This is a genomic window from Pantoea jilinensis (genome assembly GCF_019104105.1).
GTDB lineage: Bacteria > Pseudomonadota > Gammaproteobacteria > Enterobacterales > Enterobacteriaceae > Pantoea > Pantoea eucalypti.
In genome coordinates this window covers 2,043,018-2,068,007 of the sequence record NZ_CP077746.1, presented here as the reverse complement: position 1 = coordinate 2,068,007, position 24,990 = coordinate 2,043,018, and the positions used below count along the sequence as shown (strand labels likewise).

Here is a 24,990-nt window from a genome sequence, read left to right as displayed (position 1 = left end):
GTTTTACCTGCTCAATGAATCAGCAGTCAGATGTGACAAATATCACATTTGTGCCAGGCTTAATGTCTCAGATAACGTTGTTCAAGGAGCATACAATGGCGACACCCACTAACAAGACGCTCGATCTGGATCAATTCCCTAAACCTCCTTTTGAGGATCAGCCACAACAGGCACCAGGCCTGGCCAGCAAAATGATCCCGGTTCCCGATCACGGTGAAACCAGCTATCGCGGCACAGGCAGACTGACTGGCCGTAAGGCGCTTATCACCGGTGGTGACTCCGGCATTGGCCGCGCGGTAGCTATCGCTTATGCCCGCGAAGGCGCAGACGTAGTGATCAATTACCTGCCTGAAGAACAGCCCGACGCTGATGAAGTGGTTAAATTAATCGAAGCGGAAGGCCGTAAAGTTTTCGCTATTCCGGGCGATATTCGTTCTGAAGAATTTTGTCAGCAATTGGTTAAAGACGCAGCCGATAAATTAGGCGGTCTGGATATTCTGGTGAATAACGCCGGTCGTCAGCAATTTAATGAGTCCATCCGTACCCTGAGTACGGAAGATTTTGATGCGACGTTTAAAACTAACGTGTATGCCATGTTCTGGATCACCAAAGCGGCGCTGGAATATCTGCCACGCGGTGCATCCATTATTAATACTTCTTCGGTTCAGGCGTTTAAACCCAGCGATATTCTGCTGGATTATGCGCAGACCAAAGCCTGCATTGTCGCCTTTACGAAATCACTGGCTAAACAGCTGGGTGGCGAGGGTATCCGGGTCAATGCTGTTGCCCCAGGTCCTTACTGGACGCCGCTGCAGTCCAGCGGTGGACAGCCAATGGAGAAAGTGAAACAGTTTGGCGCCGATTCACCGATGGGTCGCCCGGGCCAGCCGGTTGAAATCGCCCCGCTCTATGTCACGCTGGCCTCAACCGAAAGCAGCTACTCTTCCGGTCAGGTCTGGTGCTCTGATGGCGGTACCGGCACGCTGTAACAATATCCCGATGGCCGCGTTATGCGGCCATTTTTTTGTCCCGCTTTCTTTCGTTTCGTTACCCAGCCGCCACGGTGGCAACCGAATGGCATTGGTGTGCCTGTTCAGATTGCGCGAGGTGACCGGGAAAGCCTGTTAGCGCCCTACTGCAGCCGGAAGCGGGGATCGAAGAAAAACGGCTCCACCACCACCTTGCTGACGATGCCGGCCGCCGCCGGATGACGGGGATTGAACAACGCATTCCACTCACCGGTCAGCGTGCTGGGCACCTTGAGCACCAGGCCGTTGTCCGGGCTGGCGAGCCAGTCGTCTCCAATCTGCCGTGTAGAGGCGGGTGCAGGATCGGTCTGCCAGTCGTCGGGCAATGCCGACAGCGAGAGCTCGGTGATCAGAGCCTCTGGCACACTAATCGCCAGCATAGCGTAGTCATGCGCCAGATCCTGAATGGTGAGATGCACTAAGGCCTCCAGCACACACAGCGACCGGCTCGATCCCATATAAACACAAACCGTGCCCACAGAGTTCCAGCGCCCGCCATAAGTACGGGCACCAAACCCATCAAAAGCGGTCATTGCATATTCACGCTTCACCAGACGGTAAAAAGGCACCGCCATCAGGTAATCACGCCATGCTCAAGCTGACCAATCAGGTTAATGACCGCTTCTGCACCCGCTACCGTGGTGGTCATTTCCGCCGGTTTTTTACCTCCCAGCGCTTTAGCCGGCGTTTCCAGCCACTGCACCAGGCGCTGCCTGTCGTCGCGGAACAGTTTACTGGCGGCAGAGAGAACACGAATCAGCATATAGATGCGTCCGCTCTGGTCGGGCGAAAAGGTCTGGTCGGGATCTTTCACTTTGCGGTTATAGGTGGTGCGGTCGATGCCTGCCAGACGGCATAGCCAGCCTTCGTCAAAGGTGGACAATGACGCCGTGCGTTTCAGCACGCCGCTGCTGAACCCCACCGCAATACGCTGGTGCGCATCGGGCAGCGTATCCGGCAGGTTCAGTGCATGCAGCAACGACGTATCGCGACGATGCTGAGCGGGTGTATAGATGGCGATGGACATAGCAGCCCTCCTGTTCATTTGATTTTTATTTTAGCTCAAATGAACAGGAGGTGCCAGCCTTACCCCGTCGCAGAGTAAGCAGATAGGTATTAAGGCGTGCCCTGATGTAACGCCTGCAGAATCTGCCAGGCCGCCTTTATGCGCAGCGGATTGGGGTAATTTTTGTTGGCGAGCATCACGATGCCGCTGTTCTGCTCAGGGATAAACGCGATATAAGCACCAAATCCATTGGTGGCACCGGTCTTATGCACCCAACTGGCGTTGAGTGAAGGCCCGACCGGATTTAGCAGAGTCGCTGGCCGCGGTTGTAACGCAACACCATTGTCGCTGTCGCTGATGATGGTGTCAGCAGTGGCAGGCAAGTCATAGATCTCCCAGCCCAGTCCCTGCCAGAAACTGCCGATTTTGAAATAGCGCGACTGTGCGGTGCGGATAGCATTACGCAACACAGTGTTGCCCGAGGAGAGGCGATTAGGATCGACGTTGGCCTGCATAAAGGTCAGCATGTCACGCGCGGTGGATTTAACGCCGTACGCTTCGGCATCCAGCATGCCGGGGGAAACCCGAACCGGCTGACCCTTTTTATAGCCCCACGCGTAGTCCAGCATCATCGAGGGCGGCACGGTGATATAGGTGCGCGTCAGCCGCAGCGGCTGAAACACATTGCGCGTCATCGCCTGCTCATAATCCCCCTTCACCATCAGCGAGCCAAACAGACCGATACTGGCGTTAGAGTACTGACGAAGCGTGCCTGGTGATGCTTTTGGCTGCCATTCCTGATAAAAGCGCAGCAGTGAGGCCTGATCGGTAACCTCATCCGGCAGCTGTAAAGGTAAGCCACCGGCGGTATAGGTCGCCAGGTGCAGCATCCTCACCGGACGCCATTGTTCACCGGTCAGCTGCGGCCAGTATTTCTGTACGGGATCATTGAGGCGAATGTCACCGTTGCGGATCAGGATACCTGCCAGCGTACCGGTAAACGTTTTGCTCACCGAACCCAGCTCAAACAGCGTATTTTCCGTCACCTGGCGGCCTGATGCGAGATCGGCCACGCCGAGGTTCACAAACTGCGCCCGGCCCTTGTAAAGCACCGCCACCGACATGCCCGGGATCGCCTGCTGCTCCATCAGCGGTTCGATCGCGGCTTTAACCAGAGAAGTGACCTGCTGTGAAGAGAGATCGGCGGCAACACAGCTGGCAGAAAGAGACAGTAAAGCAAAATAAAACACAGACTTTTTCATTGGCAACTAAAGGCTTCTTCACTGAAATGAATTATTTACACTGGCTGGCACACGCCTGTACGCACATCTGCGCCTCTGAACTGCAGGCACCGTTTTCACGGGTGTTGCAGTGTGACTGTTCGACGTAACAGTTGGTCTGACAGGCGGAGACATCACAGCGGGCTGCCGCAGGGGTCAGCTGAACCAGGGGCGCGCGGGCCGGAAAAACCGGTGCGGGCTGAGCGAAGGCGCTGCTGCCCAGTAATCCGGACAGCAGCAGAGTGAGGATAATTTTCATAAGAGTTCTCCAGTGGGACGCTGCGCTAAGTATGGCTAGTCTGGCGCGCGCCGTCAGAGAAATCTAATCAAATTGAGACACCAGGAGGATGTTAAGTGGCATTCACTACGCCACGACGGTAAATATCGTTGAGCCGGGCAATGTAGCGCCCGGTATCATGCTGCTCTTTGATGCGCAGAATCGCCGCCTCGCCTTTCTCCTGCAGCATCTCAGGACGTTCGATGATGGCGAGCAGCGTTGATTTAAGCCCTTCCACCAGGGACTGTCGCAGCTGCGTTTTCTGCTCTGTTGACGTAATGCTGTATTCACGGTCCGCGTTCAGCGGACTCGCCAGCACCCAGCCCGCGCTATCCGGGTTAATTTCTGGCAATGCACGCACGTTGCTGGTGATCACCGGGCAGCCATTAGCCTGCATTTCCAGTACAGAAAACCCGTAGGTTTCCTGCCAGGTCGGTAACAGGCCGGCATCGCTCTGGCGGAACAGCTGCATCAGCGCACTGTTTTCCATCTGGGTATGATGCGTAAAGCAGCGATGGCGTTTGATGCGATTCTCAATGTCGCGGTAAAAAGCCTCGTCATCCTGGAACTGGCGGTGAGCAACGTTGCGGCGCTTAGCGAGATCACCAATCAGCTGCACATCCAGCTGCGACGCATCCAGCCGCTTCTCTTCAATCAGCTCACTGATAGCCAGCACCACTTCGGCTCCGCCTTTGCGGTAGAACTCGTTACCGGCAAAAATCAGCCTGAGCGTACCTGACTGGCGTGGCGCTTTATGCTGAACAAACAGCGTCTGTGGCGGATGCAGCACCACGGTTTTACGCTGAATCTGCCGGGCGACATCCGCTTTGAACAGCTTCATCTGAATGTTCAGCGTGGCGTCGGAAATGGCAATCAGCCCCAGGCAATTGTCTTTTAACAGATAGGGGATCAGGCGTTGCAGCTCAGGGTTATCCTGCTTGGCTACGCCAGCCACCGGCAGCACTCGCGGCAGCTCAGTCTCAAATGAGGCGACCCACTTCTGTCGGGTAATCGCAACTTCATTAAACAGATGCAGGATGTCAGCCCGCGCTGCCCCTGAAAAAGGCACAGGCTGAAAGATAAAGGTTTTGTTTTTCTTGAGCAATCGGGTTCGTAACGGGTTGATAAAATAGAAAAGATTGCTTTTTTTCAGATTGATGTACTGGTTTTCCGGATTAACTAAAATATTACGTTGCTCCGGATACTGGTTATTCGTGATTCCAACTTTCATGGTCGTTTTCCAGAGTCCTTTATGTCCAGAGTGATCTATATCACGCGATCGCTGCAGATGCGTTTGAGCAATATCCTAAAAGACCGTTTCGCCTCGAAATAATTAACTTTACTAATCATTAAAAGCCATAACCGGAAGGCCTTCGTCGTGCCTGCGCGCCTGTACTGAACAAGGCTTTCTGATAACGTCACAGCGCATTATTGTCCGATAAAGAGGCAAAGCCACGGAAAAGGGTGTGCTGTGTGTCATGAGAATGTGGCGCTGCCCGGGCGGGCTGATTTCAGGGAAGGGGTGATTTAGTTTATAATTTTTAAACAAATTAAAACGGGTATAAGGCTAAACCGCCGACAATGCACGCTGAAGGATAAATGACTCTGAAACTGACCGACTGCATCTGATGAATGATGAAACAATCGATGCAGAAAAAATGATCACTGCACCCTTTTGATTCGACCCTTTGCCACATTTAAGTGCATGAGGTCAGCAATCAGACGACGCAGCCACCTCAGAGATTATATGTCAACGTACTGATTAACCTGTTTTTTCTACTCACTCTCCCTGTAGGTCTCCCTCTGGTACAAAAGTTGCAGGAAAAGTCTATGCAGACAGGAGAGCATTATGAAAGCAATCGTGATTGGTGGCGGTATTGGCGGAATGAGCAGCGCCATTGCGCTGGAGAAAGCCGGAATTGACGTGGAAGTTTACGAAGCGGTGCAGGAAATGAAGCCTGTCGGCGCGGCGATTTCCATCTGGCCCAACGGCGTTAAATGCCTGAATGCGCTGGGAATGAAAGCTGCGCTGCGTGAGCTGGGCGGTAACATGGCCTTTATGGCTTATCACGACGGCGCGACCGGCGTACCTCTGACCCGCTTCAGCATGGCGCCGCTGGTTCAACAGGTTGGCGAATACCCTTATCCGGTAGCGCGTGCAGAGCTGCAGGCGATGCTGATTGATACCTTTGGCCGTGAACGGGTGCAGTTTGGTAAGCGGGTGATCCAGGTTGAACAGACCGCAGACGGCGTGATCGCCACCTTTTCTGATAACAGTCAGGCCACCGGCGATTTTCTGATTGCTGCCGATGGCACCCATTCGGTGATTCGTGAATATGTGCTGGAAGAGAAGCTGGAGCGCCGTTACGCCGGTTACGTTAACTGGAATGGGCTGGTCACCATTGACGAGCGGATTGCTCCCGCCGATCAGTGGACCACCTTTGTCGGTGATGGCAAACGCGTTTCGCTGATGCCGGTCAGCGGTAATCGCTTCTACTTCTTCTTTGATGTGCCGCTGCCGAGAGGTCTGCCGCAGGATCGCAGCACCGTGAAAGCCGATTTAACCGGCTACTTCCAGGGCTGGGCGGAGCCGGTACAGCAGTTGATCGCGGCGATTAATCCCGACACCACCAACCGGGTTGAGATCCACGACATTGAACCCTTTAGTCGCTTTGTGAAAGGACGCGTTGCTCTGCTGGGTGATGCAGCCCACAGCACCACCCCCGATATTGGTCAGGGCGGCTGCGCGGCGATGGAAGATGCTGTGGTGCTGGCGTCGACGCTGGCCTCACATTCGCTGGGCATCGAAGATGCGCTGCTACGCTATCAGGCGCGCCGCGTTGAGCGGGTCAAAGATCTGGTGCTGAAAGCGCGCAAACGCTGTGATGTGACCCATGCTCGCGACCCGGCGGTCACGGCGGAGTGGTATCAGTCACTGAAAAACGAAACCGGTGAGCGGGTGCTGGCCGGAATGTGCGAAACCATTGAAGGTGGCCCGCTGGGCTAGCCCCAATAACAAAAGGGCTGTCATGGTGACAGCCCTTTTCATTATGAATCCGCCAGACCGCGATTTTTCAGCATCGGCTCAAGCTGTGGAGGCGCGCCCCGCCAGCTTTCATACAGCGTTTTAAGATCGCTGCTGTTCCCACGTGACAGAATGTTCTGTCGGAAGATATCGCCGTTCTCACGCGTCAATCCGCCATGCTCCGCAAACCACTGATAGCCATCGTCGGCGAGCATCTGCGTCCAGATATAGGCGTAATACCCTGCGGCATAACCGCCTCCCCAGATGTGCTGGAAATAGCTGGAACGATAGCGCGGCGGCACCGCTGTCAGCGCCATATTGTCGCTCTGCAACGCCTGCTGCTCGAATCCCTCCACGCTTTGCGGCGCGGCATCACGGTTAAGGCTATGCCAGTGCAGATCCAGCAGCGCGGCAGCCAGCAACTCGCTCATCTCATAACCTTTGTTGAACGTTGCGGCCCGGACAATCTTTTCATGCAGCTCAGCGGGCATCAGCTCATGCGTCTGATAGTGGCGAGCGTAGTTGCGGAACACCGCCGGCTCGCTGGCCCAGTGCTCATTGATCTGCGAAGGAAACTCGACAAAATCGCGCGGGGTCTCCGTGCCCGACAGGCTCGGATAGCGCTGGCTGGCAAACAGGCCGTGCAGCGTGTGGCCGAATTCATGAAACATCGTAATGACGTCGTCCCAGCTCAGCAGCGCCGGTTCACCGGCGGGCGGTTTGGTGTAGTTACAGACGTTATAGATCACCGGTTTGGTGTCGAGCAGCGTCGACTGGTTGACGAAGTTGCTCATCCAGGCACCGCCGCCTTTGCTGTCACGCTTAAAGAAGTCGGTATAGAACAACGCCAGCGGCGTCTCGTCCGCATCGAAAATTTCATAGACCTGCACATCAGGATGATAAACCGGCAGATCCTGTCGCGGGGTAAAACGGATGCCATAGAGCTGTGTCGCCGCCCAGAACACCCCGTTCTGCAGCACCGAGTTAAGCTCAAAGTAGGGCTTAATCTGGCTCTCATCGAGGTCATAGCGGGCGCGCCGCACCTGTTCAGCATAAAAACGCCAGTCCCAGGCCTGCAGGGTAAAGCCGCCCTGCTGCTGATCGATAGTCTGCTGGATAGCCGCGGCTTCACGTTCGGCACGGGCGCGCGCAGCGGGCACGATGTTGTGCATAAAGGCCAGCGCTGCTTTGGGGGTTTTGGCCATCTGATCCTGCAGTTTCCACTCCGCATAGCTGGCAAATCCCAGCAGCCGGGCCTGCTCCGCCCTGACCTGCGCCAGCCTTAACACCAGCTCGCGGGTGTCGTTTTCATCCCCTTTTTCCGTGCGCGTCACGCCCGCCTTAAACAGCGCTTCACGGGTTGCGCGATCGGCGAGACTCTGCAGCGCCGGTTGCTGCGTGGTGTTCTGCAGCACCAGCAACCCGCTTTTTTCCAGCCCGCGCGCCTGCGCTTCCGCCTGTGCTACGGCCAGATCGGCCGGCGACAGACCCGCCAGCTGCTGCAAATCATTGACGACAAGACCACCCGCTTTGGTGGCAGCCAGCAGTCTGTTGGTGAAGCGCGTACCGAGGCGTGCGGCCTCCTGATTCAGCGCTTTAAGCTGCTGTTTCTGCGCCTCAGGCAGATTGGCCCCCGCCAGCTGGAAGCGCTGCCAGATCACTTCAACCAGACGTTTTGATTCAGCATCCAGTTTAGCGCGCTGCAGATAGACCGCGTCGAGCCGTGAAAACAGCGGCCGGTTCAGCATGATGTCATCGTTGAGCGCGGTAAGCTGGGGCGCTATCTCCTCATCCACCTGCTGCAGATACGGGCTGGTATGGGCCGAGGTCATGGCACCAAAGACCAGATTGACCCGGTTAAGCAGCTGTCCGCTCTTCTCCAGTGCTTCAAAGGTGTTAAGAAAGGTGGGCGCTTCGCTACTCAGGGCGATCGCCTCGATCTCCTGACGCTTCTCTTCGATGCCCGCCTGCAGCGCAGGCAGGAAATCCTGCTCCTCTATCTGGTCAAAAGGCGGAGCATGATAAGGCAGTGTGCTGACGCTAAAGAAGGGATTCTGACGGGCGTTCATGGTTCGCTCCTGATGGGGCATCGCAAAGTCTTATCCTGACAGGTTGCCGCGCAGGCCACAACTCAGGTGATATGTTGCTGATAAACGCAGATAATTTCACCGGCAATCGCCACCGCAATCTCGGCGGGTAGCTTGCCTTTAACATCCGGCAGACCAATCGGGCAGCGCAGGCGCGCCAGTGATTCGCTCTGAACGCCCCTGCCTGCCAGCCGGTAGCGAAAACGCTGGTTTTTCGTCGACGAACCGATTAATCCGGCATAGCGGAAATCCCCGCGTTTCAGCACCGCTTCACACAGTTCAAAGTCCAGCGGATGATGGTGGGTCATGATAATAAAGTAGCTGCCCGCAGGTGCCTGCGCCACGCAATCGAGCGGATCATCGGGCTGCCAGGTCACTACGCCCGCAGGGACGCTGGAAAATTGCGCCGGACGGCTGTCAATCCAGTTTATGTGACAGGGTAACGTCGCCAGCAGGTTAACCAGTGCCTGTCCGACATGACCTGCACCAAACAGAAATATCTCCGGCTGCGCCTGCAGCAGCGGCTCAAACAAAATCTTCGTTTTGCCACCACAGCATTGTCCAAGCCGCGCGCCGAGGCTGAAATCTTCGGTATGGGGCGCGGTCGCCCCATCCTGCAGCATCGCCCTGGCCTGGGCGATACACGCAAATTCCAGATGACCGCCACCGATGGTGAGAAAACTCTCCTGCTGTGTGACGACCATTTTGCTGCCGCTGTCACGGGGCACCGAACCGTGCTCGCTAAGCACGGTAATCAGCACGCAGCTTTGCCGTTTTTCACGCAACTGGTGAAGCACGCCTATCCAGTCATGATAGATCATCAATGGCTCCCGACAGACGCTGCACGCCCCAGAAGATGCGCTCCGGTGTAGCGGGCGCATCCAGCAACGGATGCTGGCGGTAATCCGCCACGCTGGCGACCGCATCCTGCAGCGCACACCAGGCAGCTATCCCTAACATAAACGGCGGTTCGCCAACGGCCTTGGAGTGGAAGATCGTGTCTTTCGGGTTTTTGCGGTTCTCCACCAGTGTGACCCGCAGCTCCGCCGGCACGTCACTGATGGCGGGAATTTTATAGCTCGCGGGACCGTCGGTCAGCAGCTGACCTTTGTCATTCCACACCAGCTCTTCGCAGGTGAGCCAGCCGACACCCTGGACAAAGCCTCCTTCGACCTGACCGATGTCGATGGCCGGGTTCAGCGAGGCACCAACGTCATGCAGGATGTCGGCGCGCAGCAGGCGGGATTCGCCGGTTAAGGTGTCGATGACGACCTCGCAGCAGGCCGCGCCATAGGCGTAGTAATAGAATGGCGTGCCGCGCCCGGCAACGCGGTCGTAATGAATGCCTGGTACGCGATAGTAGCCGGTGGCAGAGAGCGGCACCTGATTCAGCCACGCCAGTTTCGCCACCTCAGCGAAGGTGTAATGTTTTTCTCCGGCACGTACCACGCCATTGCGGAAGCTCACCGCCGCTGCGTCGCACTGATGCAGTTCGCAGAGCATGGCGGTCATGCGATCGCGCAGGATTTCAGCCGCATTCTGCGCCGCCTTACCGTTGAGGTCAGCACCGCTGGAGGCCGCTGTTGGCGAGGTATTGGGCACTTTACCGGTGTCGGTAGGGGTAATCTGGATTTTATCGGTCTCTATCTGCAGCACTTCGGCGACAATCTGGATCACCTTGGTGTTCAGGCCCTGGCCCATCTCGGTGCCGCCATGATTCAGCTGCACCGTGCCATCGGTGTAAATCAGGATCAACGCGCCCGCCTGATTAAGGAAGCTGGAGGTAAATGAGATGCCAAATTTTACCGGCGTCAGCGCCAGACCGCGTTTCAGCAGCGAACTGCGGGCGTTAAACGCCGTGATTTCCGCGCGACGCGCCTGATAGTCGCTGCTCTGCTCCAGCTGTTCGGTAATCTCATCCAGCAGATTGTCCTCGACCTGCTGGTGGTAATGGGTGATGTTGCGATCCTGCTTGCCATAATAGTTACGCTTGCGCAGCGCCAGCGGATCCAGCCCACGGTGGCGGGCGATGTGATCCATGATCTGTTCAATCGCCACCATACCCTGCGGTCCGCCAAAGCCGCGATAGGCGGTGTTGGAGGCGGTATTCGTGCGGCAGCGATAGCCCGTGACCAACGCATCGCCGAGGTAATACGCATTATCGGCGTGGAACATGGCGCGATCGACAATGGATCCGCTCAGATCCAGCGAATAACCGCAGTTACCGGCCAGATCGATTTTGATGCCACACAGCCGGCCATCCTCCTCAACGCCTGCCTCGTAACGCACAAAGAAAGGATGGCGCTTGCCGGTCACGCGCATGTCGTCGCGGCGTGAGAGTCGCATCTTTGCCGCCCGCCCCGTCTGACGGGCTACGATGGCGCAGAGACAGGCGACACCGGCGGCCTGCGTCTCTTTGCCACCAAAGCCGCCGCCCATACGGCGCATATCTATCGTCACCTTATTCAGGCTGATGCCCATGACTTCCGCCACCAGCTTCTGCACTTCCGTGGGGTTTTGGGTGGAAGAAAAGACCTGCAGCTGCTGATCTTCGCCAGGAATGACCATTGCCGTCTGGGTTTCCAGATAAAAATGCTCCTGACCCCCGATATGAAACGACCCGCTCACCCGATGCGGCGCACGCGCCAGTGCCGCGTCCACATCACCGCGCTGATGGATGTGCGGTTCCTGTACAAAGCTGCCCTGCGCCAGCGCCTGCTCTACATCCAGCAGCGGTTCCAGCACCTCATATTCGACCACCGCTGCGGCCGCGCCAAGACGTGCAGCGTCAGGGGAGTCCGCCGCGACGGCAATCACGATCTGCCCCAGGTACTCGACTTTGTCATGCGCCAGCAGCGGATCGCCCGGCTCCAGCGGCCCGACATCATTGATGCCCGGCACATCCTGCCAGGTTAATACGCTGACGACACCCGGCACGGCATAACAGGGCTGCACATCAATATTCACGATGCGCGCATGCGCGTGTTCACTCAGACGCGGGCAGAGATGCAGTAAACCCGGCAACTCCGGTTTATCGTCGATAAAATGCGCCTCGCCAGAGACATGTTTCTCCGCGCTTTCATGGCGGTTACTCCGGCCTACGCCGCTCTGTAAATCGGCGGCATACTGGGCCTTGATGACCTCTTCGTTGAGTTCCGGGCGGTTATGAGACATAGCGAGAGACCTCAAGGCAGGTGATTTCGCCGTTATGGCGATGCCAGTAGCGGCGAAGCAGGTTACGGGCGACCTGCAGACGGTAGTCACTGCTGGCGCGAAAATCGGAAAGCGGCTGGAAATCAGACGCAAGCGCGGCAGCGGCACGTGACACCGTCACGGCATTCAGTGGCTGACCCATCAGCGCCTGTTCACAGTGGTGGGCGCGTTTTGGCGTCGCCGCCATACCGCCAAAGGCGATGCGGGCACCACTCACCACGCCCTGTTCGATTTGCAGGTTAAAGGCAGCGAAGACGGCGGAGATATCATCATCCAGCCGTTTGGAGACTTTCCAGGCGACAAAATCAGGTGACACCGTCACCTTATCAATGCGAATTGCGCGGATAAACTCCCCTTTTTCCAGCTGTGTCTGCCGATAGCCGGTAAAGAACTGGTCCAGCGGCAGGCTGCGTTGTTCTTCACCGCGCTGCAGCAGCAAACTTGCATTGAGGGCCAGCAGCACCGGCGACGCATCGCCTATCGGGGACGCATTAGCGATATTACCGCCCAGTGTGCCCTGCAGACGAATTTGCAGTGAGGCAAACCGCTGCAGCATCTCGCTGACACCAGGAATGCGGGTGGCAAGAAACTCACTGACCTGCTGCAGTGAGGCACCTGCACCCAGCAGGTAATGATCGTCAAATTCACTGCAGACCTTAAGCGCGGCCACCTGCTCCAGCGCAATCAGCAGCGGTATTCTCTTATGCTGCTGGGTAATCTGCAGGCTGAGGTCGGTACCACCGGCAATCAGTTTCGCATCGGGATGCGCCAGGTAGATCCCTGCCAGCTGAGCCGGCGTTTTGGGCAGGAAACAACGGCGGCCTTCACCGTCTATCTCCTGCATGTCCGGGGTAGCCAGCGCCTCCAGCCGCTGCACGGTGGCGGCGGCACTGTGATCGAACTGGTCAGTAACCGGCTGGGAGCAGAGCTGTTCTGCGGCAGCCATAATGGGCCGGTAGCCGGTGCAGCGGCAAAGATTACCGGCCAGCGCCGTTTCCGCCTGATGGCGATCCCAGCCCGCTGCGTTTTTTTGCAGGCTGAACAGCGACATGACAAAACCCGGCGTGCAGAATCCGCATTGTGAGCCGTGGCAGTCGACCATCGCCTGCTGCGCCGGGTGCAGTGCACGACCGTGACGCAGATCCTCTACGGTGATCAGCTGTTTACCCTGTAATGACGAGACCAGCGTCAGACAGCTATTGACCGTTTCATACTGCATCTCACCCCTGACGGCTTTTCCCAGGGTGACACTGCAGGCGCCACAGTCACCAGAGGCGCAGCCCTCTTTGGTACCAGGACGATGCTGACGGGTGCGCAGATAGTTGAGCACCGTAAGATTGGGGTCAAGTGCCTCTTCCCTGACCAGCTGGTTGTTTAACAAAAACTCAATCATGCGGCTTGCTCCTGTGCGTCGCGCTGCCAGACCGGACGACCATTTACCCAGGTCTGGGCAATATTGCGATCGTCGCCTAGCGTCATTAATACAAACAGCTTTTCCCAGATATCTTTGCTATTGCCAATACGCAGCTGCTGCAGCGCAGAGACCGCCGGATCGAGCACGACAAAATCGGCTTCTTTGCCGATGTTAAAATTTCCGATGGCGTGGTCGAGATCCAGTGCACGCGCTCCGCCCAGCGTGGCGTGATAAAAGGCTTCAGCGGCACTGAGCCGGTAGTGCTGCAACTGGCCTACTTTGTAAGCCTCACCCAGCGTCTGCAGGATATTAAAGGTGGTGCCCGCGCCGACATCCGTGCCGATTCCCACTTTCACGCCCTGCTGCCAGCTGCGTTTAATGTTAAACAGGCCGCTGCCGAGGAAGAGGTTTGAGGTTGGGCAAAAAGCAATAGAAGAATCAGTATCGTGCAGACACTGCCACTCTTTATCCTCCAGATGCAGACAGTGCGCGAAGACGCTGCGACGCCCGGTTAGCTGGTGATGATGATAAACATCCAGATAGCCCTCACGCTCCGGGAACAGCTCTTTTACCCAGGCCACCTCCTGTGGATTTTCGCTGAGATGGGTATGCAGCCAAGTATCCGGAAATGCCTGGCGCAACTGCTGCACTTTTTCCAGCAGTTGCGGGGAGGAGGTCGGCGCAAAACGCGGCGTCAGGGCGTAGCTCAGCCGTCCACGATTATGCCAGCGCTCAATCAGCGCCCGTGTCTGCTGGTAGCTCTGCTCCGGGGTTTCGGTAAGATTGTCGGGCGCATTGCGATCCATCATCACCTTCCCGGCAATCAGTCGCATGTTCAGGGCTTCTGCGGCACTGAACAGCGCCTCCACCGATTGCGGATGGACAGTACCAAACACCAGTGCGCTGGTAGTGCCATTTGAGAGCAGCTGATGCAGGAAAAAGGCGGACATTTTGGCCGCATGGTCAGGACAGTGATACTGCGCTTCAACCGGAAAAGTGTAGTGATTCAGCCACTCCAGCAGCTGTTCGCCGAACGCACCAATCATCTCTGTCTGTGGATAGTGAATATGCGTATCGACAAAGCCAGGTACGATCAGTTTGCCGCGCAGATCGGTAATCGGATGGCCTGCCAGCATCGCCTCGCTGTTCTCCCAGCTATCCAGCCCTGCTACGCGTCCGTCACGCAGCAACAGCACCGCATCTTCCAGATAGCGCGCCTTACCGGCCAGGTCGTCGGGCTGATCCACGACACCAGTAAAGTCAAAGAAGCTGGCGCGAATCGCCGTGTCGGTTGCTGATAGCATGGGTTGTCCTTTCTGAAAGCGCGATAGAATAGTTGCAGGGAAATCTCCTGTTATAGCCTTGCAACCTGCGTGCCAGAACTGGTGAGCCGTAAAATCCTTATAAATCAATCAAATAAATCATTTACCGCCTGTTGCGCAACATAAATCACCACAGATGGCTTAGCAACCGTTTGCGGAACGGAGGCAAACGGTTGCGACTCAATTTTATGTAAACTGATCATTCTGAGTATGGCCTGCCGGAGGGAAACGTGCCCTTTTTAGGTGCAGCCTGCCCTGAAAAGGCGCAGTCAGTTAACCGGTAAAATCCATTTACAGGCCTGGCGATTTTTCAACGCGCAGAAGCGGAAATGAAATGCTATGGTGAAGTCATCGACTCTGAAAATGGCATAAGGAACAGTGAGATGATTATTTTTGTCACCGGCGCGACCGCCGGTTTTGGTGAAAGCATCACCCGCCGCTTTATTGAGAATGGTCACAAAGTCATTGCCAGCGGACGCCGCGCCGAGCGTTTAAAAGCGCTGAAGGAGGAGCTGGGCGAGAATCTTTATACGGTGCAGCTGGATGTGCGTAACCGTGCCGCCATTGAAGAGATGGTCACGCACTTACCGGCAGAGTGGCGCAATATTGATGTACTGGTTAACAACGCCGGTCTGGCGCTGGGGATTGAACCTGCGCACAAAGCGAATGTTGAAGACTGGGAAAACATGATCGACACCAACACCAAAGGCCTGGTTTACATGACCCGCGCCCTGCTGCCCCACATGGTAGAGCGCGATATCGGCCACATCATCAACATTGGCTCGATTGCCGGTAGCTGGCCTTATGCCGGCGGCAACGTGTATGGTGCAACCAAAGCGTTTGTCCGTCAGTTCAGCCTTAACCTGCGAACCGATCTGCACGGTACGGCACTGCGCGTCACCGATATAGAACCCGGCCTTGTCGGCGGCACGGAGTTTTCCAATGTGCGCTTTAAGGGCGATGATGACAAAGCGGGCCAGGTTTATGAAGGCGCAAAGGCTTTAACACCCGAAGATGTCACAGAAGCGGTCTGGTGGGTTGCCACGCTGCCTAAGCATGTCAACATCAACAGTCTTGAAATGATGCCGGTCAGCCAGACGCTGGCAGGCCTGAAAGTCCATAAGCCTTAAGCCTCTGCAGCGCCAGTCCGTCCGGCTGGCGCTACCCGCGCCCCCAGCCCATCACGATGATCAGCATGCCGCTGAAGGCGATCACTGCCCCGCTCCAGTCCCACGCGCTTAACTTCACGCCATCCACTACCCGCAACCAAAGCAGCGCAGTCAGCACATAGACGCCACCGTAAGCGGCATAGACCCGTCCACTGGCGGCAGGATGCAGGGTCAGCAGCCAGACAAACAGCGCAAGACTCGCCGCTGCAGGCAGTAACAGCCAGGCTGAGCCCCCTTTTTTTAGCCATAACCAGGGCAAAAAACAGCCGATGATCTCCGCCAGCGCGGTAATAAAAAACAGCAAGGCGGTTTTAATCAGCACCCTAACCTCTCCTGAACGTAAACAAATGACTCACCACTGGTGAGCGAAGAAACGGCGATGATATAATAAGAATCTCTGTCATCGGGCTATTTTATTTTTAGCCTGAACCCGGGCAGCGCTCACCATCACCACGCATGTACGCCGGATTGCTTCGCGCTTTCCCTGTCCGGACTTACAGCAACAATGACGGCTGGTGGGCCAGGCTTAAAGCATACCCGCTGCAACAGACGTCCCGGAAGGCGATGTTTGCGTTAACTAAAGGATATTGTGATGAAAAAAATGATCCCTGCCGTGCTGTTGGTTCTGATCTCCTCTGCGGCATTCACTGCCAGTGCGAATACGAATCGTCTGATCATTGAAGATGGCAGCACCGCGCTGGGCAATGAAGCGGCGCGCCAGGATAAAGAGCAATGGAATGACACGCGCATGCTGCGTAACAAAGTGAACACCCGCGTCGAAAAAGAGTTTGATAAGGCCGATCGCGCCTATGACACCCGCGACAAATGCGAGCAGAGCCTTAATCTCAACGCTTACTGGGAACCCAACACCCTGCGTTGCCTGGACCGCCGTTCAGGTCGCCCGGTTGCGCCGTAATTTTGAGCTATAGTAATGACGGACGACTAACATAAGGAAGACGTGATGAAGCTACAGAGGGTTTTATTAAGCGCGGCGTTTTTAGCTCTGCCGCTGATGGCACAGGCATCCTGTGAGTCGGTGAAAGCCGACATCAGCCAGAAAATTATTCAGAACGGTGTGCCTGAGTCAGGTTTTAGTCTCGACGTGGTCGCCAACGATCAGGTTGATCAGGCGGGCGGTCAGGTCGTCGGACATTGTGAAAACGACACACAAAAGATTGTTTATAAGCGTACAGGCCGTGACGACGAAGCCAGTGTCCCCGCCAGTGCCGGCAGTTCACAGGACTCGCCTGCTCAGTAGTCAGCGTCAAATCAGGGCGACATCCTGTCGCCCTGCCTGCTAGTCCGCCTGTTCCGGCCGCTGACGTGGCATCATCCAGGCCACACCCACCGCAAACAGCGCAATCACCAGTGCCACCACAAATACCCAGTGCAATGACGTCGCGATGGACGCAACCATCTGTTGCAGCGTTTCCGGCTGCAAATGCTGACGACTGGATTCTGACATAATCTGCTGCACCGGATCCTGTACCTGTGGCAGTCGCCATTGCAGATTCAGATTCAGCACTGCGCCCATAATCGCCGTTCCCACCGCCGAGCCGATCATCCGGCTGAACATGATTGAAGCGGTGCAGATGCCACGAATCTGATAGTCCGCCTGATTCTGCACAGAAACCAGGAACGTGGTGCTGGTCATCCCCATGCCAGTCCCGATCAGAAACGCCGTAAAGCCCGCCTGATAGAGAGAGCTTGCGGGCTGTAAGAACAGTAGCAAGGCGCTGCCCGTCACCAGCAAGAGCGCGCCAAGCTGGGCGGTAAAGCGGTAGGAGGTGTGCAGCATCAGTCTGCCGCTGAGGGTACTGGCCAGCGGCCAGCCAATCGACATCATCGCCAGCACACTGCCCGCCTGCAACGGTGAGCCACCGCGGATCCCCTGAATCCAGGTGGGTAAAAACGCGCTGATGCCCATCATGGCCGCCCCGATAATCAGATTGCCCGCATTACCCGCCACGATAAGCCGGCTGCGCCAGATGATCAGCGGAAACAGCGGTGCTGCTGAACGTTGCTCATGGCGTTTAAGCTGCCAGCCCGCAAACAGCGAGAACATCAGAAACGGCACCAGCCAGATGCCCAGCTGTTCTGCCTGCAATAGCGCCACCAGCAGGGCCGTCACGCAGAGCATCAGCCAGCCGCTTCCTGCCAGGTTCAGCGGCTGTGATTTCTCCTCCTTCTGGTGCGCCGGTAGCCAGCGCGCCAGCATCAGCATGCTCATCAGGCCAATCGGCAAGTTAACCCAGAAAATCACCGACCAGCTAAAGTGCTGCACCAGCCAGGCCCCGGTCAGTGGCCCGACGATAGCCGCCACACCCCAGACGCTGGAGAGCCAGCCCTGCACGCTGGCCCGTTCGCGCGGCGAATAGATATCCGCCACGATGGTGGAGCTGAGCGGCATAATCGCGCCCGCGCCCAGGCCCTGAAATGCCCGGAACAGGATCAGCCAGGTCATCGTATGGGCAAACCCACACAGCACCGATCCCACCAGGAAGATGGCGGTCCCGACAAAAAACATTGTTTTGCGCCCCACCATATCCGCCAGCCGGCCATAGAGCGGTACGCTGACCGCCTGAGTCAGCAGATAGATGGAGAAGACCCAGCCAAACTGCGAAAAACCGCCAAGGTCAGCAATGATAGTGGGCATTGCGGTAGCCACAATCGTCACTTCAATGGCCGCCATAAACATCGCCAGCATGCAGGCAATTAAGATCCAGTGGCGATGTCCGGTCTGGAGTTGCGCGCTTTCAGTCATAGGGTTCCTTTTTTTATCTGCAAGGCTAGCTCAAAAACAGCCAGTGCAGTTTCCCGCGCGTGCGCACCTTTTGCGTCATCTGTGACGTTGTCACCAAATGTCGATGAATTTTTTTTATTGTCGCATTAACCCAGCGGCTATGCGGCTTTAACACCATTTTAACCTGTTTCTATCTGCCTGATATATGGCTTAAAAGCTGGCTTGTGCAAAAAAGGCCTGCTATAGCATTACCCCATCTTATTCGGTATTCGCTGAAAAAGAGTGGGTAAACAGTCATTTTATCTACATTTTATCGCAGTTTCGGTTTTGGGTGCGGTGGCAGTTTTTGTCGCGCCTGTCGGACTGTTTATGGTTGTTATAACAAATGAGATCGTCATCAGGGAGATTCTCCTATGCAAAATGCTTCACTGGCCCAACGCGCCGGTCTGGCAGTGCTTGCAGTGGTCGCGGTGATCGCAGCACTGATCTGGGGCTTAGGCTGGGATCAACTGGTCGCACGTAAAGTCGATCTGCTCTATCTCGGGCAGCAGCACCTCTTCTTAGTTTTCTGGTCAATGTTGTTCGCTCTGCTGGTCGGTATTCCCAGCGGCATCCTGCTCAGTCGCCCGTTTGCGCGTCGCTGGGCCGAATATGTGATGCAGATTTTCAATGTGGGAAACACACTGCCACCGCTCGCGGTGCTGGCGCTGGCGATGGTAATCATCGGCATTGGCGATCGTCCGGCGCTGATTGCGCTGTTTCTGGCGTCATTGCTGCCCATCGTTCGAAACACCTTCTCTGGCCTGAGCGCGGTTCCTCCGTCGCTGATTGAGGCCGCCAACGGCATCGGCATGACCAAATGGCAACGTCTGCGTCAGGTTGAGCTGCCCAACGCCCTGCCGGTCATTCTCGCAGGCGTGCGCATCGCCACCGCCATCAACGTCGGTACTGCTCCACTGGCCTTCCTGATTGGTGCCAGCAGCTTTGGTGAGCTGATCTTCCCGGGCATCTATCTGAATGACTTCCCGACACTGATTCTGGGCGCCGTTGCCACCGCACTGGTGGCACTGGTTCTGGATATGCTGCTGGCCGCACTGGGCCGCTTTCTGAGTCCGCATGCTGCGGCCTGACCACAAGGAGCTTTGTAATGCTAACGAAGTGGATTAAGAAAAGCGTTGTCGCGCTGACTGCGACGCTGCTGCTAAGCCAGACGGCGCAGGCTGCCACCCCGCTGGTGATGGCAACCAAAAGTTTTACCGAGCAGCATATCCTGTCCGCGATGACGGTGCTGTGGCTGCAGAAGAAAGGTTTTGAGGTGGTCCCTAAACGTAATATCGCCACTACCATTGGTCGTAATGCACTGCTGAACAAGCAGATTGATATGACCTGGGAATATACCGGCACCTCACTGATTATCTTCAACCATATCAACAAGCCGATGTCTTCGCAGCAGGCCTATGAAACGGTCAAAAAGCTGGATGCAAAGCTGGGACTGGTGTGGCTTAATCCGGCACCGATGAACAATACCTATGCCTTTGCCATGACCCGTGAGCGGGCCGAAAAAGAAGGCATCACCACCCTCTCGCAGCTGGTTGCGAAAATTGAGCAGGTGCGGAAATCTGACCCGGACCATAACTGGCGTCTGGGGCTGGATCTGGAGTTCGCCGGTCGTTCTGACGGCCTGAAACCCCTGCAGAAAACCTATAACCTGGCGCTCGATCGGCCGCAGATCCGCCAGATGGACCCGGGTCTGGTTTACAACGCAATTCGCGATGGATTCGTCGATGCCGGTCTGATCTACACCACCGATGGACGGGTTAAGGGCTTCAACCTGAAAGTGCTGGAGGATGATAAACACTTCTTCCCGAGCTACAACGTGACGCCGGTCGTGCGTAAGGATGTGCTGGCGAGCCATCCGGGGCTGGATACCGCGCTTAATCAGCTTTCTGCTCAGATCACTGATGAGGCGATCACAGAGCTGAACAAGCGGGTCGATATCGATCATGAGTCACCGGAAACCGTGGCGCGTGATTTCCTTCAATCCAAAAACATGCTGTAAGGAGGCACTGTGGATACCCTTCACTACATCATGGATAACTGGAGCACCCTGCTCACCCTGAGCTGGCAGCACAGCTGGCTGGTGCTGGTGGCGGTCGGCCTGGCCATTGTGATTGGCGTGCCGCTGGGCATTCTGATCGTGCGTGTCAGATGGCTGGCAACGCCGATACTCGGTATCGCTACCGTGGTGCTGACCATTCCTACTATTGCGCTGTTTGGTCTGATGATTCCGGTCTTTTCGCTGATCGGTCAGGGCATCGGCGCGCTGCCAGCGATCACCGCGGTGTTCCTCTACTCACTGCTGCCGATTGTGCGCAACACTCACACCGCACTGGAGAATCTGCCGGATGGACTGCGTGAAGCGGGCCGTGGCATCGGCATGACCTTCTGGCAGCGTCTGCGCTGGGTTGAAATCCCGATGGCGCTGCCGGTGATTTTTGGCGGCATCCGTACCGCCGTGGTGATGAACGTTGGCGTGATGGCGATTGCTGCCGTCATTGGCGCGGGCGGTCTGGGCCAGTTGCTGCTCGATGGGATCAGCGGCAGTGATATTCGTATGTTGATTGCCGGGGCACTGATGATTTGTCTGCTGGCTATTTTTCTTGACTGGCTGCTGCACCGTTTGCAGCAGGCGCTGACTCCAAAGGGGATTCGATAATGATTACGCTGGAAAACCTGACGAAAACCTTTACCCAGAAAAACGGCACCACTAACAAAGCCGTCGATAACGTCAGCCTTCACGTACCTGCCGGTGAGATGTGTGTGCTGCTGGGGCCATCGGGCTGCGGTAAGACTACCACGCTGAAAATGATTAACCGTCTGATCCCCGCCACCAGTGGCCGCATCCTGATCAACGGCGAAGATACCAGTACCCAGGACACCACCACTTTGCGTCGCAACATTGGCTATGTCATCCAGCAGATAGGTCTGTTCCCCAACATGACCATTGAGGAGAACATTACTGTAGTGCCCCGCATGCTGGGCTGGGACAAGAAGCAGTGTCGTGAACGTGCCACTGAGCTGATGAGCATGGTCGCGCTGGACCCGACTAAGTTCCTGCATCGCTATCCGCGTGAGATGTCCGGCGGTCAGCAGCAACGTATCGGCGTGATTCGCGCCCTGGCCGCGGATCCACCGGTGCTGCTGATGGATGAGCCGTTTGGTGCCGTTGACCCGATTAACCGCGAAGTGATCCAGAACGAGTTCCTCGACATGCAGCGCCAGTTGAAGAAAACCGTGATGCTGGTGAGCCACGACATCGATGAGGCGCTCAAGCTAGGCGACCGCATCGCCGTCTTTGGTCAGGGTAAAATCGTGCAGTGCGCCAGCCCGGATGAGTTGCTGGCGACTCCGGCCAATGATTTCGTTGGCTCGTTTGTGGGCCAGGACCGCACGCTTAAGCGTCTGTTACTGGTGCAGGCGGGAGACGTGACTGATCAGCAGCCGACCATCACCGTGCGCCGCTCAACGCCACTGGATGAAGCCTTTGGCACCATGGATGAGAACGATATGCGGTCGATTACCGTGGTCGATGAGGATGGTAAGCCGCTGGGCTTCGTGAAGCGTCGCGAGGCGCGTAACGTGAGTGGCCGTTGTGAAGAGAAGCTGCACACCTTTAAGGTCACCGGTAAAGCGGAAGAGAACCTGCGCGTGGTGTTGTCCAAACTCTATGAGCACAATACAGTCTGGATGCCAATAGTCGATGAAGAGGGTCGCTACAGCGGGGAGATTTCGCAGGATTACATCGCGGATTACCTCAGCTCGGGTCGAACCCGTCGTCGTCTGAATCCATAATGTCGTAATAGTGATATAAGTCAGAAAAAGGGCCGCTCTGGCCCTATTCCCCTCGCCGACTCCATCTTAAAGCCAGTTAAGTCACGGCGTATTATGACTGTTAATTTATTACCAGCTCAGGGAGCATACACCCTCCGCAAAGACGCAAACCACGCCATCCCTGGCGGGCTCAGCGCGGACCATCCCTGGTCCGCGATGCTTTGCTACTGGCGTATGCTCCCATCGCTTTGAATTTCTGAGCCGTCTGTCAGAGCAACTTCAGCGGTTGTGCGTTATTCAGCGGTTGTGCGTTATTCAGCTTTTAACTTTCAGTCAGTGTTTCCGCCTCAACCTCTTCCACGGCAGATGCCTCGTCTGGCAGTACCAGATTGAGCATAATCGCCAGAATACCGCCGGTCGTTACCGCATGACCAAACAGACTGTTAATTAGCGGTGGGAACTGCTTCAGTACCTCCGGCACCGCTTCCACGCCAAGACCAATCCCGAGTGAAATTGCGACAATCAGCATCTCACGGCGGCCCAGCGGCGTCTGTGTCATCACCCGGATACCCGCAGCGACGACGCTGCCAAACATCACAATAGTGGCTCCGCCAAGGACTGGCGGCGGGATCTGCTGCAGCAGCGAGCCAACAAAAGGAAAAAGCCCCAGTAGCGCCAGCATAATGCCTAAGAGCATGCCTACGTAACGACTGGCAACGCCCGTCATCTGGATAACCCCATTATTTTGCGCAAACGTGGTGTTAGGAAAGGCGGAGAAAACCGCCGCCAGCACACAGCTCAGGCCATCAGCGACAATACCGCCCTGCAGCCGCTGCTGAAAAGGCTTGCCAGCGATGGGCTGCTGTGAAATCAGGCAGTTGGCCGTGAGATCCCCAACGGCTTCAATTACGGCGATGACCGACACGAGTGCAATCGGCAGAAAGATAGTCCAGTCAAAGGCGAAACCAAACCGGAAGAAGGCTGGCAGTACCATCCAGCTGCTCTCCGGCGCGACGTGCAGTTGTAAATGTCCGGTTAAGACTGCCGCCACGCATCCCACCGCGATGCCGGCCACCACTGCCACCAGCCTTGCCCAGCGGTTGCGCGAACGGTTAAGCGCCACAATCACCAGCAGCGTCAGCGCTCCCAGCGCCAGATTCCCCGGCGAACCAAAATCTGTGGCGTTGTGACCGCCAGCCCAGTCGGTGATGCTCACCTTGATCAGGCTGATGCCGATGAGAGTAATCACTGTGCCGGTCACAACCGGCGTCAGGACTTTGCGCAGTGAGCCCACACAGCGGCTAATCAGAATCGGAATCAGCGCTGCCACCAGGTTGCAGCCAAACAACATCGCCATAATCTCTTCTGGCGATCCGCCGCGCCCTTTCACCATCAGCCCACCGGAGAGAATCACACCGAGAAACGCGAAACTGGTGCCCTGCAGGCAGATCATGCCCGCGCCAATGCCATAAAAGCGTCTGGCCTGCATAAAAGTGCCTAACCCTGAAACAAACAGCGACATGCTTATCAGATAAGGAATGTAGGCATTTAATCCCAGAACTGAACCAATAATCAGCGGTGGCGTGATAATCCCCACTACGCTGGCGAGCAGATGTTGCAATGCGGCCAGAAACGCCGGGGCGGGACCAATGCGGGCCTCAAGCCCATATAACAAACCTTTCTCGTGCGAATGCGACATGATGATACTCCGGCTCACTGTGATAAGCGGAGTTAATGCATTTTTTGCGCCATGACGTTGTTGTTTCGCGTTAACTGCGTCAGGCCATTCAAATATAAACAGAAATTTTTGCAGAGAGTCGAAAACGAGCCTGAAACTTTAGGCTCACTCCCGACTCAGATGACTCGTTTTGTTTCATAATCAGGCGATCTTTGCACTCACAGCGTGCAAACTGTCCGGCTCCAGCAGGGAAATATCGATATAAGGTGTGAGGTCGCGTTGTTCGGCACGCGGTAAATAAGGCAGTTCGCCCAGCAGCGGTGCGCCGATTTTTTCGCGCAGAATCCCGATAATGTCGCTGTAGTGCGCCAGTCCTGGGTTAATACGATTGCCTACCCAGCCCAGCAGCGGGAGACCATCCTGCGCAATTGCTTCTGCCGTCAACAAGGCGTGACTGATGCAGCCCGACTGGATTCCGACCACCAGCACCACCGGCAGTTGCTGCTCAACGACCCAGCAGGAGAGCGGACGGCCATCGTTCATCAGGCTGCGCCAGCCGCCTGTGCCCTCAACGACCACGCGACTGGCCTGCTGCATCAGGCGGGTTAAGCCCTGAGTCAGCAACCCATAGTCGATGATCTGCGCGGGATGGGTGCAGATCTCCTCTTCCTGGAAAACCAGCGGATTGATTGCCTGATAAGGCAAGTCGATGGAGGACGCGCTTTGCAGAACCTGTGCATCTTTGTTACGCAGGCCATCCGGGGTTTTAACCGCAGATCGCGCGATAGGCTTATAGCCGACTGCACTGTGTCCGGTCTGTATAAAACTTTGCAACAGGGCGCGTGACACCACCGTTTTGCCCACTGCGGTATCGGTGCCGGTAACAAATAATCTGTTCACTCAACTTCTCCTCTAAA

At 56.3% G+C, this 24,990-nt stretch carries 23 protein-coding genes; 9 read left to right on the top strand and 14 right to left on the bottom strand.

What is annotated here, in order from left to right; translation table 11 throughout:
- Positions 1–95 precede the first annotated feature (95 nt).
- Positions 96–989, top strand: a complete 894-nt coding sequence (locus KTJ90_RS09730) for an SDR family oxidoreductase (protein WP_003853629.1) — start codon at positions 96–98, stop codon at positions 987–989.
- Positions 990–1,132: 143 nt separating this feature from the next.
- Here KTJ90_RS09730 and KTJ90_RS09725 read toward each other — a convergent pair whose 3' ends face one another.
- The 5 genes from KTJ90_RS09725 to KTJ90_RS09705 all read right to left on the bottom strand — a co-directional run bounded on the left by KTJ90_RS09725 (position 1,133) and on the right by KTJ90_RS09705 (position 4,822).
- Positions 1,133–1,603, bottom strand: coding sequence for an RES family NAD+ phosphorylase (locus KTJ90_RS09725; RefSeq protein WP_008925206.1), 471 nt, complete (start codon positions 1,601–1,603; stop codon positions 1,133–1,135).
- Positions 1,603–2,055, bottom strand: coding sequence for an Xre family toxin-antitoxin system antitoxin (locus tag KTJ90_RS09720; protein ID WP_003853631.1), 453 nt, complete (start codon positions 2,053–2,055; stop codon positions 1,603–1,605). The genes KTJ90_RS09725 and KTJ90_RS09720 overlap by 1 nt, the downstream gene beginning before the upstream one ends.
- Before the next feature lie 89 nt (positions 2,056–2,144).
- The gene (gene ampC, locus KTJ90_RS09715) at positions 2,145–3,296 is read right to left on the bottom strand and encodes a class C beta-lactamase (RefSeq protein WP_078804409.1); all 1,152 of its coding nucleotides are present in this window, start codon (positions 3,294–3,296) and stop codon (positions 2,145–2,147) included.
- Between the two features lie 31 nt (positions 3,297–3,327).
- A complete protein-coding gene (locus tag KTJ90_RS09710) occupies positions 3,328–3,573 on the bottom strand; it encodes a hypothetical protein (RefSeq protein WP_003853633.1) in 246 nt (81 codons plus the stop codon).
- A 91-nt stretch (positions 3,574–3,664) separates the two neighbouring features.
- Complete coding sequence (locus KTJ90_RS09705; RefSeq protein ID WP_499024352.1) at positions 3,665–4,822, bottom strand: glycosyltransferase family 4 protein; 1,158 nt, start codon at positions 4,820–4,822, stop codon at positions 3,665–3,667.
- 618 nt (positions 4,823–5,440) lie between these two features.
- Here KTJ90_RS09705 and hpxO point away from each other — a divergent pair.
- A complete protein-coding gene (gene hpxO / locus KTJ90_RS09700) occupies positions 5,441–6,598 on the top strand; it encodes an FAD-dependent urate hydroxylase HpxO (protein ID WP_499024349.1) in 1,158 nt (385 codons plus the stop codon).
- 41 nt (positions 6,599–6,639) lie between these two features.
- Here hpxO and dcp read toward each other — a convergent pair whose 3' ends face one another.
- The 5 genes from dcp to guaD form a co-directional block, all read right to left on the bottom strand.
- Positions 6,640–8,685 carry a peptidyl-dipeptidase Dcp gene (gene dcp / locus KTJ90_RS09695; RefSeq protein WP_499024346.1) on the bottom strand — a complete coding sequence of 682 codons (2,046 nt, stop codon included), beginning with the start codon at positions 8,683–8,685 and terminating at the stop codon, positions 6,640–6,642.
- 62 nt (positions 8,686–8,747) lie between these two features.
- Positions 8,748–9,524, bottom strand: a complete 777-nt coding sequence (xdhC, locus tag KTJ90_RS09690; RefSeq protein WP_499024345.1) for a xanthine dehydrogenase accessory protein XdhC — start codon at positions 9,522–9,524, stop codon at positions 8,748–8,750.
- The gene (gene xdhB / locus KTJ90_RS09685; protein WP_499024342.1) at positions 9,511–11,877 is read right to left on the bottom strand and encodes a xanthine dehydrogenase molybdopterin binding subunit; all 2,367 of its coding nucleotides are present in this window, start codon (positions 11,875–11,877) and stop codon (positions 9,511–9,513) included. The genes xdhC and xdhB overlap by 14 nt, the downstream gene beginning before the upstream one ends.
- Complete coding sequence (gene xdhA / locus KTJ90_RS09680) at positions 11,867–13,309, bottom strand: xanthine dehydrogenase small subunit (RefSeq protein WP_003853643.1); 1,443 nt, start codon at positions 13,307–13,309, stop codon at positions 11,867–11,869. Before xdhA ends, xdhB begins: the two co-directional genes overlap by 11 nt.
- Positions 13,306–14,634 (bottom strand): guanine deaminase, encoded by a 1,329-nt coding sequence (guaD, locus tag KTJ90_RS09675; RefSeq protein WP_003853644.1) that lies wholly within the window; start codon positions 14,632–14,634, stop codon positions 13,306–13,308. The genes xdhA and guaD overlap by 4 nt, the downstream gene beginning before the upstream one ends.
- Before the next feature lie 401 nt (positions 14,635–15,035).
- Here guaD and ydfG point away from each other — a divergent pair, with 401 nt between their 5' ends.
- Entirely contained in the window at positions 15,036–15,782 is a 747-nt protein-coding gene (gene ydfG / locus KTJ90_RS09670; RefSeq protein ID WP_003853646.1) for a bifunctional NADP-dependent 3-hydroxy acid dehydrogenase/3-hydroxypropionate dehydrogenase YdfG, read from the top strand.
- A 31-nt stretch (positions 15,783–15,813) separates the two neighbouring features.
- On the opposite strand, the gene KTJ90_RS09665 is transcribed toward ydfG, so the two are convergent.
- Positions 15,814–16,140, bottom strand: a complete 327-nt coding sequence (locus KTJ90_RS09665) for a YnfA family protein (protein WP_033743086.1) — start codon at positions 16,138–16,140, stop codon at positions 15,814–15,816.
- Between the two features lie 273 nt (positions 16,141–16,413).
- Here KTJ90_RS09665 and KTJ90_RS09660 point away from each other — a divergent pair, with 273 nt between their 5' ends.
- Both KTJ90_RS09660 and KTJ90_RS09655 read left to right on the top strand, forming a co-directional pair.
- Complete coding sequence (locus KTJ90_RS09660; RefSeq protein WP_003853649.1) at positions 16,414–16,737, top strand: DUF1283 family protein; 324 nt, start codon at positions 16,414–16,416, stop codon at positions 16,735–16,737.
- 45 nt (positions 16,738–16,782) lie between these two features.
- On the top strand, positions 16,783–17,079 hold the full coding sequence (locus KTJ90_RS09655; RefSeq protein WP_003853650.1) for a DUF1161 domain-containing protein: 297 nt from the start codon (positions 16,783–16,785) through the stop codon (positions 17,077–17,079).
- A 39-nt stretch (positions 17,080–17,118) separates the two neighbouring features.
- Here the strand turns inward: KTJ90_RS09655 and KTJ90_RS09650 are convergent, their stop codons facing one another.
- Positions 17,119–18,585 (bottom strand): MDR family MFS transporter, encoded by a 1,467-nt coding sequence (locus KTJ90_RS09650; RefSeq protein ID WP_003853652.1) that lies wholly within the window; start codon positions 18,583–18,585, stop codon positions 17,119–17,121.
- A gap of 392 nt (positions 18,586–18,977) precedes the next feature.
- Here KTJ90_RS09650 and KTJ90_RS09645 point away from each other — a divergent pair, with 392 nt between their 5' ends.
- The 4 genes from KTJ90_RS09645 to osmV are packed head-to-tail and all read left to right on the top strand — an operon-like array spanning position 18,978 to position 22,416.
- Entirely contained in the window at positions 18,978–19,694 is a 717-nt protein-coding gene (locus KTJ90_RS09645; protein ID WP_003853657.1) for an ABC transporter permease, read from the top strand.
- Positions 19,695–19,711: 17 nt separating this feature from the next.
- Complete coding sequence (locus tag KTJ90_RS09640; RefSeq protein ID WP_003853659.1) at positions 19,712–20,623, top strand: glycine betaine ABC transporter substrate-binding protein; 912 nt, start codon at positions 19,712–19,714, stop codon at positions 20,621–20,623.
- A gap of 9 nt (positions 20,624–20,632) precedes the next feature.
- Positions 20,633–21,280 carry an osmoprotectant ABC transporter permease OsmW gene (osmW, locus tag KTJ90_RS09635; RefSeq protein ID WP_003853661.1) on the top strand — a complete coding sequence of 216 codons (648 nt, stop codon included), beginning with the start codon at positions 20,633–20,635 and terminating at the stop codon, positions 21,278–21,280.
- Positions 21,280–22,416, top strand: coding sequence for an osmoprotectant ABC transporter ATP-binding protein OsmV (gene osmV, locus KTJ90_RS09630; protein ID WP_003853663.1), 1,137 nt, complete (start codon positions 21,280–21,282; stop codon positions 22,414–22,416). The genes osmW and osmV overlap by 1 nt, the downstream gene beginning before the upstream one ends.
- 301 nt (positions 22,417–22,717) lie before the next feature.
- Here the strand turns inward: osmV and KTJ90_RS09625 are convergent, their stop codons facing one another.
- Both KTJ90_RS09625 and bioD read right to left on the bottom strand, forming a co-directional pair.
- A complete protein-coding gene (locus tag KTJ90_RS09625) occupies positions 22,718–24,094 on the bottom strand; it encodes a nucleobase:cation symporter-2 family protein (RefSeq protein ID WP_003853664.1) in 1,377 nt (458 codons plus the stop codon).
- 180 nt (positions 24,095–24,274) lie between these two features.
- Positions 24,275–24,973 carry a dethiobiotin synthase gene (bioD, locus tag KTJ90_RS09620; protein WP_003853666.1) on the bottom strand — a complete coding sequence of 233 codons (699 nt, stop codon included), beginning with the start codon at positions 24,971–24,973 and terminating at the stop codon, positions 24,275–24,277.
- Between the last annotated feature and the right edge of the window lie 17 nt (positions 24,974–24,990).